The following is a 16269-nucleotide window of genomic DNA, read 5'->3' as shown; positions in this document are numbered from 1 at the left end:
ATGCGGGGCGCCGCCCCGGGGTCCAGGTGAGTGCGGTGACGGACCGCGCAACCACCGTGAGCGGAAGAGACGTTGCGGGGAGGGGACGAGCGGTCACCCGTTCCGGCCCGCCGGTCCGGACCAATCTCCGTCAGCACTCTTGACGCCGCAATTGGTCCATACCAAATTTGAGAGCGCACGCCTCGCGCGACACCGCGCGGCACCGTGCGACCCCGCATCACACCGCACGACCTCCGCACCACCCCGGCACTCCCGAATTCCCCATTCCCCGCAGGGAGATCGCGTGCGTACTCGTCCCTCGTCACCCCCGTCAGGTTTCCTCGCGCGTTCCAGACGCGCCCTCGTCGCCGTGCTCGGCTCCGCCGCGCTGGCCTTCGCCGGGGCCGTCGCGGTGCCCGGCACGGCCCACGCGGCCAACGTCCTGTCCAACCCCGGCTTCGAGTCGGGTTCCCTCTCCCCCTGGTCCTGTTCCGGCAACCTCGGCTCCGTCGTGTCCTCCCCGGTGCACGGCGGCTCCAAGGCCCTCGCGGGCGCGGTCACCTCCGACGACAACGCCCAGTGCACCCAGACCGTGTCCGTGCAGCCCAACACCGCGTACACGCTGAGCGGTTGGGTGCGCGGCTCCTACGTGTACCTCGGTGTCGACGGCGGCGCCTCCACCTGGGCCTCCTCCCCTTCCGCGTACACCCAGCTCAAGGTGCCGTTCACCACCGGCGCCTCGCAGACCAGCGTCAAGCTGTACGTCCACGGCTGGTACGCGCAGGGCACCTACTACGCCGACGACATCTCGCTCGACGGCCCGGGCGGCGGCAGTTCCGACACCCAGGCGCCCAGCGCGCCGTCGAACCTGACCTCCACCGGCAAGACCTCCTCCAGCGTCTCGCTGTCCTGGTCGGCGGCGTCCGACAACGTGGGCGTCACCGGCTACGACGTCTACAGCGGCGGCAACCAGGTGCTCAGCGTCTCCGGGACGAGCGCCACCGTCGGCGGGCTGTCGCCGAGCACCGCCTACACCTTCACCGTCAAGGCGCGGGACGCGGCCGGGAACACCTCGGCGGCCTCCAACTCAGTGAGCGTCACGACCAGCGCGGGCACCGGCACCGGCACCGGCTTCAAGCAGGCCGCGCCCTACCTCTACCTCGGCTGGGGCGACCCGCCGAACGCGGCCTCGGTGATGAGCGCGACCGGCGTCAAGTGGTACACGATGGCGTTCATGCTCGACTCGGGCGGCTGCAACCCGGCCTGGGACGGCAACCGGCCGCTGACCGGCGGCGTCGACCAGAGCACCATCAACCAGATCCGCTCGGCCGGCGGCGACATCGTGCCCTCGTTCGGCGGCTGGCAGGGCAGCAAACTCGGCGCCAACTGCTCCTCCGCGGGCGCGCTCGCCGGAGCCCTGCAGAAGGTGATCGACGCCTACTCGCTCAAGGCGATCGACATGGACATCGAGAACACCGACGAGTTCGAGAACGAGGCCGTGCAGGCGCGTATCCTCACCGCGCTGAAGACCGTCAAGGCGAACAACCCCGGCCTCAGGACCATCGTCACCTTCGGCACCACGACGACCGGACCGAGCTACTACGGCAACCGGCTCATCGAGCAGGCCAAGTCGTTGGACGCCGGCATCGACGTCTTCACCGTCATGCCGTTCGACTTCGGCGGCGGCTCGGACATGTACGGCAACACGGTGAACGCCGCCGAGGGCCTGAAGGCCAAGCTGAAGTCGACCTTCGGGTGGGACGACGCCACCGCCTACTCCCACATCGGCATCTCCGGCATGAACGGTCTCTCCGACCAGCAGGAGACCACCACCCCGGCGATCTGGACCTCGATCCGCGACTGGGCCAACTCGCACCACATCGCGCGGCTGGCGTACTGGGCGGTCAACCGTGACCGGCCGTGCGCGGGCGGCGGAGTGGTCAGCAACTGCTCCGGGATCTCCCAGAGCGACTGGCAGTTCACCTCGATCACGGCCGGCTTCAAGGGCTGACCGGACCGACCGTGAGGGGGTACCCCGCCCGGGGTACCCCCATCCCCCTATCGCAGGTAGGCCAGCCCCGGGTGGACGGCGGTGTACCCCTCCACCAGCCGGCGGGCCACGTTGACCGAGTCGACGAGCGGGTGCGTGGCGAACGCCTTCACCGCGGTCGTACGGGACCCGGACTCGGCCGCCGCCAGTACCTCGCGCTCGACCGCCTTCACCGCGCAGACCAGGGCGGTGGCATGGCCGGGCAGCGGGTCGACGGCGACCGGGTGGGCGCCGTTCGCGTCGACCAGGCAGGGCACCTCGATGACGGCGTCGGCGTCCAGCACGGACAGCGTGGTGCCGTTGCGGACGTTGAGGATCAGCGTGGCGCGCTCGTCGCGGGCGATGGCCCGCATCAGGGCGAGGGCGACCTTCTCGTAGCCGCCGGAGAGGTCCTCCGCGGCGCGCTCGCCGGCACCCGCGGACTCCCGGTTCTCCGCCATGTAGGTGGCCTCGCGTTCGGCGCGGGTGCGGTCCCACAGGTCGAGGGCGGGGGTGTCCGGGCGGGCCGCCCGGGCGTAGAAGTCGGCCTGCTGGCCGAGGAGGAAGGCGCCCCGGGTCTTCTCCACCTCCTGGTAGGCGCGGACGGTCTCCCGGTTGAAGTAGTAGTAGTGCAGGTACTCGTTGGGGATCGCGCCGAGGGAGCGCAGCCAGTCGGGGCCGAAGAGCTTTCCCTCCTCGAAGGAGCCGAGCAGCTCGGGGTCCTCGAGCAGGCGCGGCAGTTCGTCGCGCCCGGCGACGCGCAGGCCGCGGACCCAGCCGAGGTGGTTGAGGCCGACGTAGTCGATCCACGCCTCCTCGGGGTCGGCGCCGAGCGTGCGGGCGATACGGCGGCCGAGGCCGACGGGTGAGTCGCAGATGCCGATGACACGCGAACCGAGCTGACGGGACATCGCCTCGGTGACCAGCCCCGCCGGGTTGGTGAAGTTGATGACCCAGGCGTCGGGGGCGAGGCGGGCGACGCGGCGGGCGATGTCGGTGGCCACGGGTACGGTGCGCAGACCGTACGCGATGCCGCCCGCGCCGACGGTCTCCTGTCCGAGGACCCCCTCCGCGAGCGCGACGCGCTCGTCCTCGGCGCGGCCCTCCAGTCCGCCGACACGGATCGCCGAGAACACGAAGTCCGCACCGCGCAGGGCCTCGTCGAGATCGGTGGTGGAGGTGACGGTGAGAGGAGGAGTGCCGGGAGCGGCGTGGGAGGCCTGGTCGGCCAGGACCCGGGTGATGGCGGTGAGGCGGGCGCGGTCCAGGTCGTGCAGGGCGAGGTGGGTGATGCGGTGGGAACCTTCGTCGGCGAGCAGGGCGGCATGCACGAGCGGCACGCGGAATCCACCGCCGCCGAGGAGGGTGAGTTTCATGAGGGCCTTCCGGGTCGTACGGGTCGTGCAGGTCGTACGGGTCGTGCAGGTCGTACGGGGTAAGTCTCCGGGCATTTTCCTCGCCGGCGAGGCACCGCTCACCCCACCTGCCGGTCGATCGCGGGGAGGGGGCTCCGAAGTGAGTCACCGACCCGGTCCGCCTGCGCCGGCGGCTCGCCGAGGTGCGGCGGGCGGGCGTGGCGGTGAGCAGCCGTCGGATCACGGAGGACGCGGTGTCGGTGGCGGCCCCTGTACGCAGCCGGGACGGGGGGTGACGGCGGCGGTGCCGGTCGTCGTCCCCCGGGCGGACGCCTCCGTACCGGCGCTCACCCCGACCGTGCGCCTGGCCGCGCTCGGCATCAGCCGGGCCCTGGGGCGGCGGCCGGCTGCGCCCCGGCCATGGCGGAGGCCGCGCGGCGCGGGGGGAGTGCGCCGCGCGGCCTCCGACCGGAAAGAGGGGGGAATCGGGATCCGGGTTCCGCGGCGGGGGATCTTCTTCCGCCGCCGGCCGCCTCCGGGGCTCCCCGGGGCGGCGGGGGCCGCGGGCCCCCCGTCCCCTGACGGCCGGGACGTCCACCGGCCCCCGACCCGCTCCCGCTCGCGCCCCCACACCTCGATCCGTCGCCGTCGCCGCCGCACCGCCCGCGCGCCCGCCGTGTACACGAGCCGTCCGAGCACCACCACCGCCACGGCCGCGCAGATCCCGGCCCCGGCGGTCCGGCGGCGGATCTCCCGCTCCGTGAGCGGCGGCTCCACGACGTCACCCGCGGCGTCGGTCCACACCGGCACCCGCGCCCCGGCTCGACCCCGGTGGTGGCGGTGCGTACGGTCCCGGCGGCCCTGGTGGTGCCGGGCGGCGACACCCTGACGGACTTCGCGCCGGCCCTGCTCATCGGCATCGTGGTGGGAACGTACTCGTCGGTCTTCACGGCGACCCCCGCCGGCCGTGCTGCGCAGGGACGCACGCGGGGCGGGGCGGCGGACACGAGAGCGGGCGCGGTGCCCGGACGCCGGCCCGGGCCACGGCTGCCTCGCCGGCGTCCCGGACACCCTGACCTGGGGAGGGCGGTGCATCCCGTACCGCCCTCTTCATCCTTTGAACTCCTGGGCACGCAAGGTGATTTCCTTGCTTTACCTCTTGACGGCCGGGGCGCCGGAGAGCACATTGAGCGCGCGCTGAGAGCGCTCTCAGCGCGCACATGCACCACCCGCGTACCCCCACTCCCCCTGTACGTGAAGAGGCATACATCAGATGACCGAGACACTCCCCTCCGGCACCGGCCGGATCCACCGCAGACGCCGGTCCCTGCGGCGCGCACTCGTCGCGATCGTCGGCACCCTGGGCCTGGCCGCCGCCGCGGCCACCGCCACCACCGGCTCCGCCAGCGCCTCGGCGCCCACTCCCCCGGCGGGCTGGTCCCAGGTCTTCCTGGACGACTTCAACGGTGCCGCCGGCACCGGGGTCGACACCAACAACTGGCAGTACGACACCGGTACTTCGTACCCCGGCGGCGCCGGCAACTGGGGCACCGGCGAGGTCGAGACGATGACCTCCAGCACCAGCAACGTCGCCCTGGACGGCGCCGGCAACCTACAGATCACCCCGCGCCGGGACTCCTCCGGGCGCTGGACCTCCGGCCGTATCGAGACGCGGCGCACCGACTTCCAGCCGCCGTCGGGCGGGAAGCTGCGGGTGCAGGCCCGCATCCAGCTCCCGAACGTCACCGGTGCGGCGGCCAAGGGCTACTGGCCGGCGTTCTGGACGCTGGGCGCCCCGTTCCGGGGCAACTACCAGAACTGGCCGGCCGTCGGCGAGCTGGACATCATGGAGAACGTCCAGGGGCTCAACACCGACTGGGCGACGATGCACTGCGGCGTCAACCCGGACGGGCCCTGCAAGGAGACCAACGGCATCGGCGGTACGACCTCCTGCACCGGCACCACCTGTCAGGCCGGGTTCCACACGTACGCGATGGAGTGGGACAGGTCGACCAGCCCGGAGGAGGTGCGGTTCTACCTCGACGGCGTCAACTTCCACACCGTGCGGGCCAATCAGGTCGACGCGACGACGTGGGCGAACGCCACGAACCACGGCTACTTCGTCATTCTCAACGTCGCGATGGGCGGCGGTTTCCCGGGCGCCTTCGGCGGCGGCCCGGACGGCGGCACCGAGCCGGGGCACCCGATGACCGTCGACTACGTGCAGGTGCTGTCGACCTCCGGTGACGGGGGCGGTACGACGCCGCCGCCCGGGAGCCGGGACGCGTACGGGACGATCCAGGCGGAGTCGTTCGACAGCCAGTCCGGGACGTTCACGGAGTCCACGTCCGACAGCGGTGGCGGCCAGAACATCGGCGCGGTCGCCAACGGGGACTGGGCGCTGTACAAGGGCGTCAAGTTCGGCTCGGACGCGGCGCACCAGTTCCAGGCGCGGGTCGCGAGCGGGGCCGGCAGCGGGGTGAGCGGTCTGGTCGAGGTACGGCTGGACAGCCGGAGCGCGGCGCCGATCGGGAGTTTCGCGCTGGGGAACACGGGCGGCTGGCAGAGCTGGCGTACGGTGCCGGCGAACATCAGCGGGGTGACGGGGACGCACGACGTCTACCTGACCTTCACGAGCGGCCAGCCCGCGGACTTCGTCAACGTCAACTGGTTCACGTTCGGCCACTGAGTTCGGGGCCCCCGGGTGCGCGGGCGGATGCGGGTTCCCCGCGCCCCGGGACGCCTGAGAGCTCGGGGGTGCGGGTGCGGGTCATGCGTGGCTTGTCGCGCAGTTCCCCGCGCCCCTGGGTGGGCCGGGGTGGCCGGTGTTCACATGTACATCCGTACGCATGTCCCGCCACCCGCGCCCCGGGGCCCCGCAGGGGCCCTCAGGGGCGCGGGGAACTGCGCGACAAGCCACAACGGACCGGGCGTCAGCTCATCTCCGCGCGGAACAACGCCGGCGTCAGCCCCGTGCGCTGGTGGAAGAACTTCGAGAAGTTCGCCGCGTCCGGGAACCCCAGCGCCGCGCCCACGCGGCCGACCGGCACCTCCGTGTGCGCCAGCATCCTCTTCGCCTCCAGCACCACCCTCTTGTCGATGAACCCCTTCGGCGTCTCCCCCGTGGCCGCGCGCACCGCGCGCACCAGCGTGCGGCGGGAGTACCCGAGCGCGTCGGCGTACGCGCTGACGCTGTGGTTCGTCGCGAAGTCCCGCTCGACGGCGGCCCGGAACCGCTCGAACGCGCTGTCCGCCCCCGCCACCGCCCGCCGCCCCGCCGAGCCGGCCGCGAGGTGGGCGAGGCGGTACAGGAACGCGGTCAGGGTGTGCCGCAGCACGGCGGTGTGCACGCTCGGCGGGAGCGTCGCCGTGTCCACGTACTCCCGCTCCAGTTGCTCCAGGGAGTGCCGCAGCGCGGCGAGCTGTGCCGGGCCGGGGTGGAGCAGGGGCGGCAGGTCGTAGCGGTAGAGCTCGGTCGCCTCGACGATCGCCCGTGGCAGGAACCCGGGCTGCATGGTGAGCGCCGTCCCCCGGTACGCGTGCGCGGGCCGGAACCGGTGGACCTGGCCGGGGCGGATCCACAGCACGTCGCCCGCGCGGGCCTCGTGGTCGGCGAAGTCGATCATGTGGGTCACCGGCTCCCCGGTGAACAGCATCACGACGTGGAAGTCGACGCGGTGCACCCGCTCCGGCACCGCCCGGGACTGCCACGTCGGACCGCCCTCCCCCATGGGCCCGATCTGCATGCCGACGCCGCTCACGCTCGCCCGCGCGTCGAACGGGAAGGTCTGGATGCCCGCGCCGGAGGGCGAGCCCACCGACGCGGTCCCCGCCGGCGCGGTCCCCGCCGGCGTGATCTCCCCCTCGGAGGTCTGGAACCCGTCTCCGTAGGTACCCGTGCCCGTGTCCACCATGTCCGTCTCGCGTGAGTTCATCCGCCCGTACGGCACCCGCCGACCGGGGCCGTGTCCCACTTTCACCGAAGCGTGGCACAGCGTGACCTCGCCCGCCAAAAGTCAGACTTTTAGTGTTGAAGGCGTTCGACGGTCTTACCCCCCGATGTGAGGACTTCTTGAAGATGAGTGAGCAGACCCCCGGCCGCCCCGCCCGCCTGGAGTGGACCGACCTCGACCGCCGCGCCGTCGACACGGCCCGCGTCCTGGCGGCCGACGCCGTACAGAAGGTCGGCAACGGTCACCCGGGCACGGCGATGAGCCTCGCCCCGGCCGCGTACACACTCTTTCAGAAGGTGATGCGGCACGACCCGGCCGACCCCGAGTGGACCGGCCGCGACCGCTTCGTCCTCTCCCCCGGTCACACCTCCCTCACCCTTTACACCCAGCTCTACCTCGCCGGCTACGAGTTGGAGCTGGACGACCTCAAGGCGTTCCGCACCCACGGTTCCAAGACCCCCGGCCACCCGGAGTACGGGCACACCGCCGGCGTGGAGACCACGACAGGTCCGCTGGGCCAGGGCGTGGCCAACGCCGTCGGCATGGCGATGGCCGCCCGCTACGAGCGCGGCCTGTTCGACCCGGAGGCCGCCGAGGGCGACTCCCCGTTCGACCACACCATCTGGGCGATCGTCTCCGACGGCGACCTGGAGGAGGGCATCTCCGCCGAGGCCTCCTCGCTCGCCGGCCACCAGCGGCTCGGCAACCTCGTCTTCCTCTACGACGACAACCACATCTCCATCGAGGGCGACACCGCGACCGCGTTCTCCGAGGACGTGCTGAAGCGCTACGAGGCGTACGGATGGCACGTGCAGCGCATCGAGCCCGCCGAGAGCGGCGACGTCGACGTGCACGCGCTGTACGCGGCGCTCGGGGCGGCGCAGGCCGAGACCGGGCGCCCCTCGATCATCGCGATGCGCACGATCATCGCCTGGCCGGCCCCGCACGCGCAGAACACCGAGGCCGCGCACGGCTCGGCGCTCGGCGCGGACGAGGTCGCGGCAACCAAGCGGGTCCTGGGCTTCGACCCGGAGAAGAGCTTCGAGGTCGCCGACGAGGTCCTCGCGCACACCCGCAAGGCCCTGGACCGGGGCGCCGAGGCGCACGCGGCCTGGGACAAGGAACTGTCCCGCTGGCGCGAGGCCGACGGCGAGCATGCCGCGCTGTTCGACCGGGTCGTGGCCGGCCGGCTCCCCGAGGGCTGGGAGGACGCGCTTCCGGTGTTCGAGGAGGGCGGGGCCGTCGCCACGCGTGCCGCCTCCGGCAAGGTGCTCCAGGCGCTCGGCGCACTCGTGCCCGAACTGTGGGGCGGCTCCGCCGACCTCGCGGGGTCGAACAACACCACGATCGACAAGACCAGTTCCTTCCTCCCGAAGGGCAACCCGCTCCCCGAGGCCGACCCCTACGGCCGCACGATCCACTTCGGCATCCGCGAGCACTCCATGGCCGCGGAGATGAACGGCATCGCGCTGCACGGCAACACCCGCGTCTACGGCGGCACGTTCCTCGTGTTCTCCGACTACATGCGCAACGCCGTGCGCCTGTCCGCCCTCATGCAGCTCCCGGTGACGTACGTGTGGACGCACGACTCCATCGGCCTGGGCGAGGACGGCCCCACCCACCAGCCGGTCGAGCACCTCGCCTCGCTGCGCGCCATCCCCGGTCTCAACGTCGTACGCCCGGCGGACGCCAACGAGACCGCGCTCGCCTGGGCCGAGATCCTGCGCCGGCACGCCACGCGCCCGGCCCCGCACGGCCTGGCCCTGACCCGGCAGGGTGTGCCGACGTACGCGCCCAACCCCGAGACGGTCAAGGGCGGTTACGTCCTCCAGGAGGCCTCCACCGGCACCCCCGACGTCATCCTGATCGCCACCGGCTCCGAGGTGCAGCTCGCCGTCGGCGCCCGGGAACGGCTGGAGGCCGAGGGCGTCGCCACCCGCGTGGTGTCCATGCCGTCGGTCGAGTGGTTCGAGGAGCAGGACGCGGAGTACCGCGAGCGCGTACTGCCGTCCGCCGTGAAGGCGCGGGTCGCCGTCGAGGCCGGCATCGGTCTGACCTGGTACCGCTTCGTCGGGGACGCCGGCCGCATCGTCTCCCTGGAGCACTTCGGTGCCTCCGCGGACGCCAAGGTGCTCTTCCGCGAGTTCGGGTTCACCGCGGAGCACGTGGCCGCCGCGGCGAAGGAGTCCCTGACCGCCGCACGCGGCTGACGGCGCACGCGCGCCGCCCGACCTCCGCTTCCCACCTCACGGTTAGGAAAGAAAGATCACTGTGACCACCGAAGGAACATCCGCCGCCGTCCCCGCCGCCGCTTCCGCCGCCCCCTCCACCGAGCCGCTCGCGCTGCTGGCGAAGGAGGGTGTGTCCGTGTGGCTGGACGACCTGTCCCGCCGCCGGATCGCCTCCGGGAACCTGGCCGGGCTGATCGCCGAGAAGCACGTCGTCGGCGTGACCACCAACCCGTCCATCTTCCGCGCCGCCATCGGCTCCGGCGACGGTTACGAGGAGCAGCTCGCCGACCTGGCCGTGCGCGGGGTGACGGTCGACGAGGCCGTACGGATGATGACCACCGCCGACGTACGGGCCGCCGCCGACGTGCTGCGCCCGGTGTACGAGGCGACCGGCGGCCGGGACGGCCGGGTCTCCATCGAGGTGGACCCCCGGCTCGCGCACGACACACGGGCCACGGTCGCCGAGGCCGTGCAGCTCTTCTGGCTGGTGGACCGGCCCAACGTGATGATCAAGATTCCGGCCACCGAGGCCGGGCTCCCCGCGATCACCGAGGTGACCGCCCGGGGCATCAGCGTCAACGTGACGTTGATCTTCTCCCTGGCCCGCTACCGCCAGGTGATGGACGCCTACCTGACCGGCCTGGAGCAGGCGCGACAGCGCGGCACGGAACTGTCCGGCATCCACTCGGTCGCCTCGTTCTTCGTCTCCCGCGTGGACGCCGAGATCGACAAGCGGCTCACCGCGCTGGGCACCGACGAGGCCGCCGGCCTGCGCGGCCGGGCGGCGCTCGCCAACGCCCGCCTCGCCTACCAGGCGTACGAGGAGGTGTTCGGCACGGAGCGCTGGGCGGCCCTGGAGCGCGCCGGAGCCAACCGGCAGCGCCCCCTGTGGGCGTCCACGGGGGTGAAGGACCCCGCCTACAAGGACACCCTGTACGTGGACGAACTGGTCGCGCCCGGCACGGTCAACACCATGCCCGAGGCCACCCTGGACGCCACCGCGGATCACGGCGGCGTGCGGGGTGACACGGTCACCGGTGGGTACGCACAGGCGCGGGCCGATCTCGACGCGGTGGCTCGGCTGGGCATCTCGTACGACGAGGTCGTCGGGCTGCTGGAGGAGGAGGGCGTGGCGAAGTTCGAGGCCGCCTGGCAGGAACTGCTGGACGCGGTCACGTCCTCGCTGAACGCCGAGGACGGCGCCGACGACGACGGCAAGGAGGTGCACGCCTGATGAGCGACGAGGAAACGGGCGCCAAGGCCGGCAAGCGCGCGGCCGCGGCCACCGAACGCGCGGCCGAGGGCGCCGCGAGCAGGGTCCGGACCGCGAGGTCGAAGTCGGCCGGGGCGTCCGGAGCGTCCGGGTCCGCGGAGGCGTCTCGGACTCCCCGGACCACGAAGTCCACGAAGACCACACAGTCCTCGAAGACCACGCGGTCCTCGAAGACAACAAAGGCCCCGGAACCCACGGAGACCCCGGAGACCACGGCGGCCTCGGAAACCCCGAGGACCCCGGAGACCCCGCTCGCCCAGGAGACCCGAACCGCCCGGGAAGCCGTGGCCGCCTGTGCCACCGCCGGAGATCTGCCCGGCGACTGGGACAACGAGCTGCGCGACCCCAGGGACCGCCGGCTGCCCCGTATCGCGGGCCCCTCCGGCCTGGTGATCTTCGGCGTGACGGGCGACCTGTCCCGCCGCAAGTTGATGCCGGCCGTGTACGACCTGGCCAACCGCGGTCTGCTGCCGCCCGGCTTCTCGCTGGTCGGGTTCGCCCGCCGGGACTGGGAGGACCAGGACTTCGCGCAGGTGGTGCACGACGCGGTGCGCGAGTACGCCCGTACGCCGTTCCGCGAGGAGGTCTGGCAGCAGCTCGCCGAGGGCATGCGGTTCATCCCCGGCGACTTCGACGACGACACGGCGTTCAAGCAGCTCCGCGCGGCCGTCGACGAGCTGGACGCCTCCCGCGGCACGTGCGGCAACTACGCGTTCTACCTCTCCGTGCCGCCGAGGTTCTTCCCCAAGGTCGTCCAGCAGCTCAAGAAGCACGGGCTCGCGGACGGCCCGCGGGGTTCCTGGCGGCGCGCGGTGATCGAGAAGCCGTTCGGCCGGGACCTGGCGAGCGCGCGTGAGCTGAACAAGATCGTGCACGAGGTGTTCGCCCCGGACCAGGTCTTCCGGATCGACCACTACCTGGGCAAGGAGACCGTCCAGAACATCCTGGCGCTGCGCTTCGCCAACCAGATGTACGAGCCGATCTGGAACCGGTCCTTCGTGGACCATGTGCAGATCACGATGGCCGAGGACATCGGCATCGGCGGCCGGGCCGGCTACTACGACGGCATCGGTTCGGCGCGCGACGTCATCCAGAACCACCTGCTCCAGCTCCTCGCGCTCACCGCGATGGAGGAACCGGCCGCGTTCGACGCCGAGTCGCTGCTGACCGAGAAGCTGAAGGTGCTCAAGGCGGTCCGGCTGCCGGAGGACCTCGGGGCGCACACCGTACGCGGGCAGTACGCGAGCGGCTGGCAGGGCGGCGAGCCGGTGCCCGGGTATCTGGAGGAGGACGGCATCGACCCGAAGTCGAAGACCGACACCTTCGCCGCGATCAAGCTGGAGATCGACAACCGCCGCTGGGCGGGCGTCCCGTTCTACCTGCGTACCGGAAAGCGGCTCGGCCGCCGCGTCACCGAGATCGCGGTGGTGCTCCAGCGGGCCCCGCACTCGCCGTTCGACTCGACGGCCACGGAGGAGCTGGGCGCGAACGCGATCGTCTTCCGGGTGCAGCCCGACGAGGGCATGACCGTGCGCTTCGGCTCCAAGGTGCCGGGCACCTCCATGGAGATCCGGGACGTGACGATGGACTTCGCCTACGGCGAGTCGTTCACCGAGTCCAGCCCGGAGGCGTACGAGCGGCTGATCCTCGACGTACTGCTCGGCGACGCCAACCTGTTCCCGCGCCACCAGGAAGTGGAAGAGTCCTGGAAGATCCTCGACCCGATCGAGGGGTACTGGGACGCGCACGGCACGCCCGCGCAGTACGCCTCGGGCAGCTGGGGCCCAAAGGAAGCCGACGAGATGCTCGCACGAGACGGACGGAGCTGGCGCAGGCCATGAAGATCGACCTGACCGACACCACGGCAAGCAAGATCAACAAGGCGTTGGTACGGGGGCGCCGTGCCATCGGCACCCCTGCTGTGGGCATGGTCCTGACGATGGTGATCGTCACGGACGAGGAGAACGCCTACGACGCGCTGAAGGCGGCAGAGGAGGCCTCGCACGAGCACCCCTCGCGCACCCTGGTCGTCATCAAGCGGCACGCCCGCACCCTGCGCGACCGCACCCATTCCCGGCTCGACGCCGAGGTGCGGGTCGGCTCCGAGGCGGGCACCGGCGAGACCGTGATCCTGCGGCTGTACGGCGAGGTCAACGGGCACGCCGACTCGGTGGTGCTGCCGCTGCTGCTGCCGGACGCGCCCGTCGTCGTCTGGTGGCCGGTGGACGCGCCGGAGAACCCGGTGAAGGACCCGCTGGGCGCGCTCGCGCAGCGCCGGATCACCGATCTGTACGCCGTCGACTCCCCGATGGACGTGCTGCACACCCGGGCCGCCTCCTACGCGCCCGGCGACACCGACCTGGCCTGGACCCGGCTCACCCTGTGGCGTTCCATGCTGGCCGCTGCCCTGGACCAGGCCCGTACGCCGGTGACCTCGGCCGCGGTGGAGGCCGAGGCGGACAACCCCAGCGCCGAGCTGCTGGCGCGCTGGCTGGAGGCCCGGCTGAAGGTGGACGTGGACCGGGTGGTGAGCGGCGGCCCGGTGGTGACGACCGTGCGGCTGGGCACGGACAAGGGCGAGATCGTCCTCGACCGCCCGGACGGCCCGCTGGCCACACTCACCCTGCCCGGACAGCCGCCTCGCTCCCTGGCGCTGAAGGTGCGCCCGCTGTCCGAGCTGATCGCCGAGGAGCTGCGCCGGCTGGACGCGGACGAGATGTACGAGGTGGCCCTGCGCAGCAAGGACGCCTCCGCCGAGGAGGCCGTGGCCGGTGTCTGAGCCCACGTCGAAACCCGCACCCGAAACGGTGACCCGGTCGGTGTCCGGGCCCGCCTCCGCCCCCTTTGGCCATCACCCCTGGCTCACCCGCCGCCCCGAGTGGACGGCGCTGGAGGACCACCGTGCGCAGGGGATACCGCGTCCCCGGCTGCGCGAGCTGTTCGAGACGGACCCGGAACGGGCCCGGCGCTACCGGGTCCGGGCCGGCGATCTGCTGATCGACTACTCCAAGCATCTGATCACCGACGAGACGCTGGCCCTGCTCCAGGAACTGGCCACCGCCACCGACGTGTTCGGGCTGCGGGACGCGATGTTCCGCGGCGAGCGCGTCAACACCACCGAGAACCGGGCCGTCCTGCACACCGCGCTGCGCGCCCCGCGTGACGCGGTGATCGAGGTCGACGGCGAGAACGTCGTGCCCAAGGTGCACGAAGTCCTCGACAGGATGGCCGACTTCGCCGGGCGGGTCCGCTCCGGCGAGTGGACCGGACACACCGGCCGCCGCATCCGCACCGTCGTCAACATCGGCATCGGCGGCTCCGACCTGGGCCCCGCGATGGCCTACGAGGCGCTGCGCGCCTTCACCGACCGCGACCTCACGGTCCGCTTCGTGTCGAACGTGGACGGCGCGGACCTGCACGAGGCCCTGCGGGACCTGGACCCGGCGGAGACCCTGTTCATCGTCGCGTCCAAGACGTTCACGACGATCGAGACGATCACCAACGCCACGTCGGCGCGCTCCTGGCTCCTCGCCGGGCTCGGCGCGCAGGGCAGGACGGGCGAGCAGGGCAGGACAGGGGACGAGGCGGAGGACAAGGCGGTCGCGAAGCACTTCGTGGCGCTGTCGACGAACGCGGAGAAGGTCGCCGACTTCGGCATCGACACGGCCAACATGTTCGAGTTCTGGGACTGGGTCGGCGGCCGCTACTCCTACGACTCGGCGATCGGCCTGTCGCTCATGATCGCGATCGGCCCCGACCGGTTCCGCGAGATGCTCGACGGCTTCCACGTGATCGACGAGCACTTCCGCACCGCACCCCCCGAGTCCAACGCCCCGCTCCTGATGGGCCTGCTGGGCATCTGGTACGGCAACTTCCACGACGCTCAGTCGCACGCCGTGCTGCCGTACTCGCACTACCTGTCGAGGTTCACGGCCTACCTCCAGCAGCTCGACATGGAGTCCAACGGCAAGTCCGTCGACCGCGACGGGCGGCCGGTGGAGTGGCAGACCGGACCCGTGGTGTGGGGCACGCCCGGCACCAACGGGCAGCACGCCTACTACCAGTTGATCCACCAGGGCACCAAGCTCATCCCGGCGGACTTCATCGGCTTCGCCGAGCCGGTGGCGGAGCTGGGCGAGGACCTGAAGGCCCAGCACGACCTGCTGATGGCGAACTTCTTCGCCCAGACGCAGGCGCTGGCGTTCGGCAAGACGGCGGAGGAGGTGCGCGCCGAGGGCGTGCCGGAGGAGCAGGTGGCGCCCCGCACGTTCCGCGGCAACCACCCCACCACCACGATCCTCGCCCCGGAGCTGACCCCCTCCGTCCTCGGTCAGCTCGTCGCGCTCTACGAGCACAAGGTGTTCGTGCAGGGCGCGGTGTGGAACATCGACTCCTTCGACCAGTGGGGAGTCGAGCTGGGCAAGGTCCTCGCCAAGCGGGTCGAGCCCGCGCTCAGCGAGGGCGCCGACGTCCCCGGCCTCGACCCGTCCACGGCCGCGCTGGTGGCCGACTACCGCGAACTCAAGCTAAGGGAAGTGAAGTGACATGCAGCTCGGCCTGATCGGTCTCGGCAAGATGGGCGGCAACATGCGGGAGCGGCTGCGCCGCGCCGGCCACACCGTCGTCGGCTACGACCGCAACCCCGACGTCTCCGACGTCAAGGACCTCGCGGAACTCGTCGGCAAGCTCGAAGCCCCGCGCACCGTCTGGGTGATGGTCCCGGCCGGCCACGCCACCCAGTCCGTCGTCGACGAGCTGAAGGACCTGCTCTCTGCCGGTGACACGGTGGTCGACGGCGGCAACTCCCGCTGGAGTGACGACGAGAAGCACGCCGCGGAACTCGGGGTCAGGGAGATCGGTTTCGTCGACGCCGGTGTCTCCGGCGGCGTCTGGGGCCTGGAGAACGGCTACGCGCTCATGGTCGGCGGCAGCAAGGAGCACGTGGACCGGCTCCGGCCGATCTTCGACGCGCTCAAGCCGGAGGGTCCGTACGGCTACGTCCACGCGGGCAAGGTGGGCGCCGGGCACTTCTCCAAGATGGTCCACAACGGCATCGAGTACGCCATGATGCAGGCGTACGCCGAGGGCTGGGAGCTGCTGGAGAAGGTCAAGTCGGTGGACAACGTCCGCGAGGTGTTCCGCTCCTGGCAGGAAGGCACGGTCATCCGTTCCTGGCTGCTCGACCTCGCGGTCAACGCCCTGGACGACGACGCCCACCTGGACGGGCTGCGCGGCTACGCCGAGGACTCCGGCGAGGGCCGCTGGACGGTGGAGGCCGCCATCGACAACGCGGTGCCGCTGCCGGCCATCACGGCCTCCCTGTTCGCCCGGTTCGCCTCGCGCCAGGACGACTCGCCGCAGATGAAGATGATCGCCGCCCTGCGTAACCAGTTCGGCGGCCACGCGGTGGAGTCCGCGAAGAAGTAGGCCGACGGAAGCGGGCCGCGCG

General features: G+C 71.7%; 10 protein-coding genes and 2 pseudogenes. 10 read left to right on the top strand and 2 right to left on the bottom strand.

Features of this window, described 5'->3' with window-relative positions; genetic code table 11:
• Window positions 1-283: 283 nt before the first annotated feature.
• Complete coding sequence (locus QFZ64_RS29880; protein ID WP_307070582.1) at window positions 284-1990, top strand: carbohydrate binding domain-containing protein; 1707 nt, start codon at window positions 284-286, stop codon at window positions 1988-1990.
• A 47-nt stretch (window positions 1991-2037) separates the two neighbouring features.
• Here QFZ64_RS29880 and QFZ64_RS29875 read toward each other — a convergent pair whose 3' ends face one another.
• On the bottom strand, window positions 2038-3384 hold the full coding sequence (locus QFZ64_RS29875) for a 6-phospho-beta-glucosidase (RefSeq protein WP_307070581.1): 1347 nt from the start codon (window positions 3382-3384) through the stop codon (window positions 2038-2040).
• 143 nt (window positions 3385-3527) lie between these two features.
• Between QFZ64_RS29875 and QFZ64_RS29870 the strand changes: the two are divergent.
• The 3 genes and pseudogenes from QFZ64_RS29870 to QFZ64_RS29860 all read left to right on the top strand — a co-directional run.
• Window positions 3528-3775, top strand: a pseudogene (locus QFZ64_RS29870) (IclR family transcriptional regulator C-terminal domain-containing protein); the annotation flags it as partial.
• Between the two features lie 419 nt (window positions 3776-4194).
• Window positions 4195-4269, top strand: a pseudogene (locus QFZ64_RS35460) (hypothetical protein); the annotation flags it as partial.
• A gap of 367 nt (window positions 4270-4636) precedes the next feature.
• Entirely contained in the window at window positions 4637-6052 is a 1416-nt protein-coding gene (locus tag QFZ64_RS29860; protein WP_307070580.1) for a glycoside hydrolase family 16 protein, read from the top strand.
• A 244-nt stretch (window positions 6053-6296) separates the two neighbouring features.
• Here the strand turns inward: QFZ64_RS29860 and QFZ64_RS29855 are convergent, their stop codons facing one another.
• Window positions 6297-7298, bottom strand: coding sequence for an AraC family transcriptional regulator (locus QFZ64_RS29855; RefSeq protein ID WP_307070579.1), 1002 nt, complete (start codon window positions 7296-7298; stop codon window positions 6297-6299).
• A gap of 143 nt (window positions 7299-7441) precedes the next feature.
• On the opposite strand from QFZ64_RS29855, the gene tkt reads away from it, so the two are divergent.
• The 6 genes from tkt (at window position 7442) to gnd (ending at window position 16247) form a co-directional block, all read left to right on the top strand.
• Complete coding sequence (gene tkt, locus QFZ64_RS29850; RefSeq protein WP_307070578.1) at window positions 7442-9526, top strand: transketolase; 2085 nt, start codon at window positions 7442-7444, stop codon at window positions 9524-9526.
• Window positions 9527-9587: 61 nt separating this feature from the next.
• Entirely contained in the window at window positions 9588-10781 is a 1194-nt protein-coding gene (gene tal / locus QFZ64_RS29845) for a transaldolase (protein ID WP_307070577.1), read from the top strand.
• Window positions 10781-12661: a glucose-6-phosphate dehydrogenase gene (gene zwf / locus QFZ64_RS29840; RefSeq protein WP_307070576.1), complete on the top strand. Its 1881-nt coding sequence runs from the start codon at window positions 10781-10783 to the stop codon at window positions 12659-12661. The genes tal and zwf overlap by 1 nt, the downstream gene beginning before the upstream one ends.
• Window positions 12658-13599, top strand: a complete 942-nt coding sequence (gene opcA / locus QFZ64_RS29835; RefSeq protein ID WP_307070575.1) for a glucose-6-phosphate dehydrogenase assembly protein OpcA — start codon at window positions 12658-12660, stop codon at window positions 13597-13599. Before zwf ends, opcA begins: the two co-directional genes overlap by 4 nt.
• Before the next feature lie 40 nt (window positions 13600-13639).
• Window positions 13640-15364, top strand: a complete 1725-nt coding sequence (gene pgi / locus QFZ64_RS29830) for a glucose-6-phosphate isomerase (protein ID WP_307071916.1) — start codon at window positions 13640-13642, stop codon at window positions 15362-15364.
• Window position 15365: 1 nt separating this feature from the next.
• Entirely contained in the window at window positions 15366-16247 is an 882-nt protein-coding gene (gnd, locus tag QFZ64_RS29825; RefSeq protein ID WP_307070574.1) for a phosphogluconate dehydrogenase (NAD(+)-dependent, decarboxylating), read from the top strand.
• Window positions 16248-16269 lie beyond the last annotated feature (22 nt).

It is taken from the genome of Streptomyces sp. B3I8 (genome assembly GCF_030816915.1).
Lineage (GTDB): Bacteria > Actinomycetota > Actinomycetes > Streptomycetales > Streptomycetaceae > Streptomyces.
This window is presented reverse-complemented; position numbering and strand designations above follow the sequence as displayed.

Excerpts from the sequence above, each read along its gene's own strand:
- QFZ64_RS29860 (WP_307070580.1), top strand. The coding sequence starts at position 4,637 with ATGACCGAGACACTCCCCTCCGGCACCGGCCGGATCCACCGCAGACGC.
- tkt (WP_307070578.1), top strand. The coding sequence starts at position 7,442 with ATGAGTGAGCAGACCCCCGGCCGCCCCGCCCGCCTGGAGTGGACCGAC.
- gnd (WP_307070574.1), top strand. The coding sequence starts at position 15,366 with ATGCAGCTCGGCCTGATCGGTCTCGGCAAGATGGGCGGCAACATGCGG.
- zwf (WP_307070576.1), top strand. The coding sequence starts at position 10,781 with ATGAGCGACGAGGAAACGGGCGCCAAGGCCGGCAAGCGCGCGGCCGCG.
- QFZ64_RS29875 (WP_307070581.1), bottom strand. The coding sequence starts at position 3,384 with ATGAAACTCACCCTCCTCGGCGGCGGTGGATTCCGCGTGCCGCTCGTG.
- QFZ64_RS29855 (WP_307070579.1), bottom strand. The coding sequence starts at position 7,298 with ATGAACTCACGCGAGACGGACATGGTGGACACGGGCACGGGTACCTAC.
- opcA (WP_307070575.1), top strand. The coding sequence starts at position 12,658 with ATGAAGATCGACCTGACCGACACCACGGCAAGCAAGATCAACAAGGCG.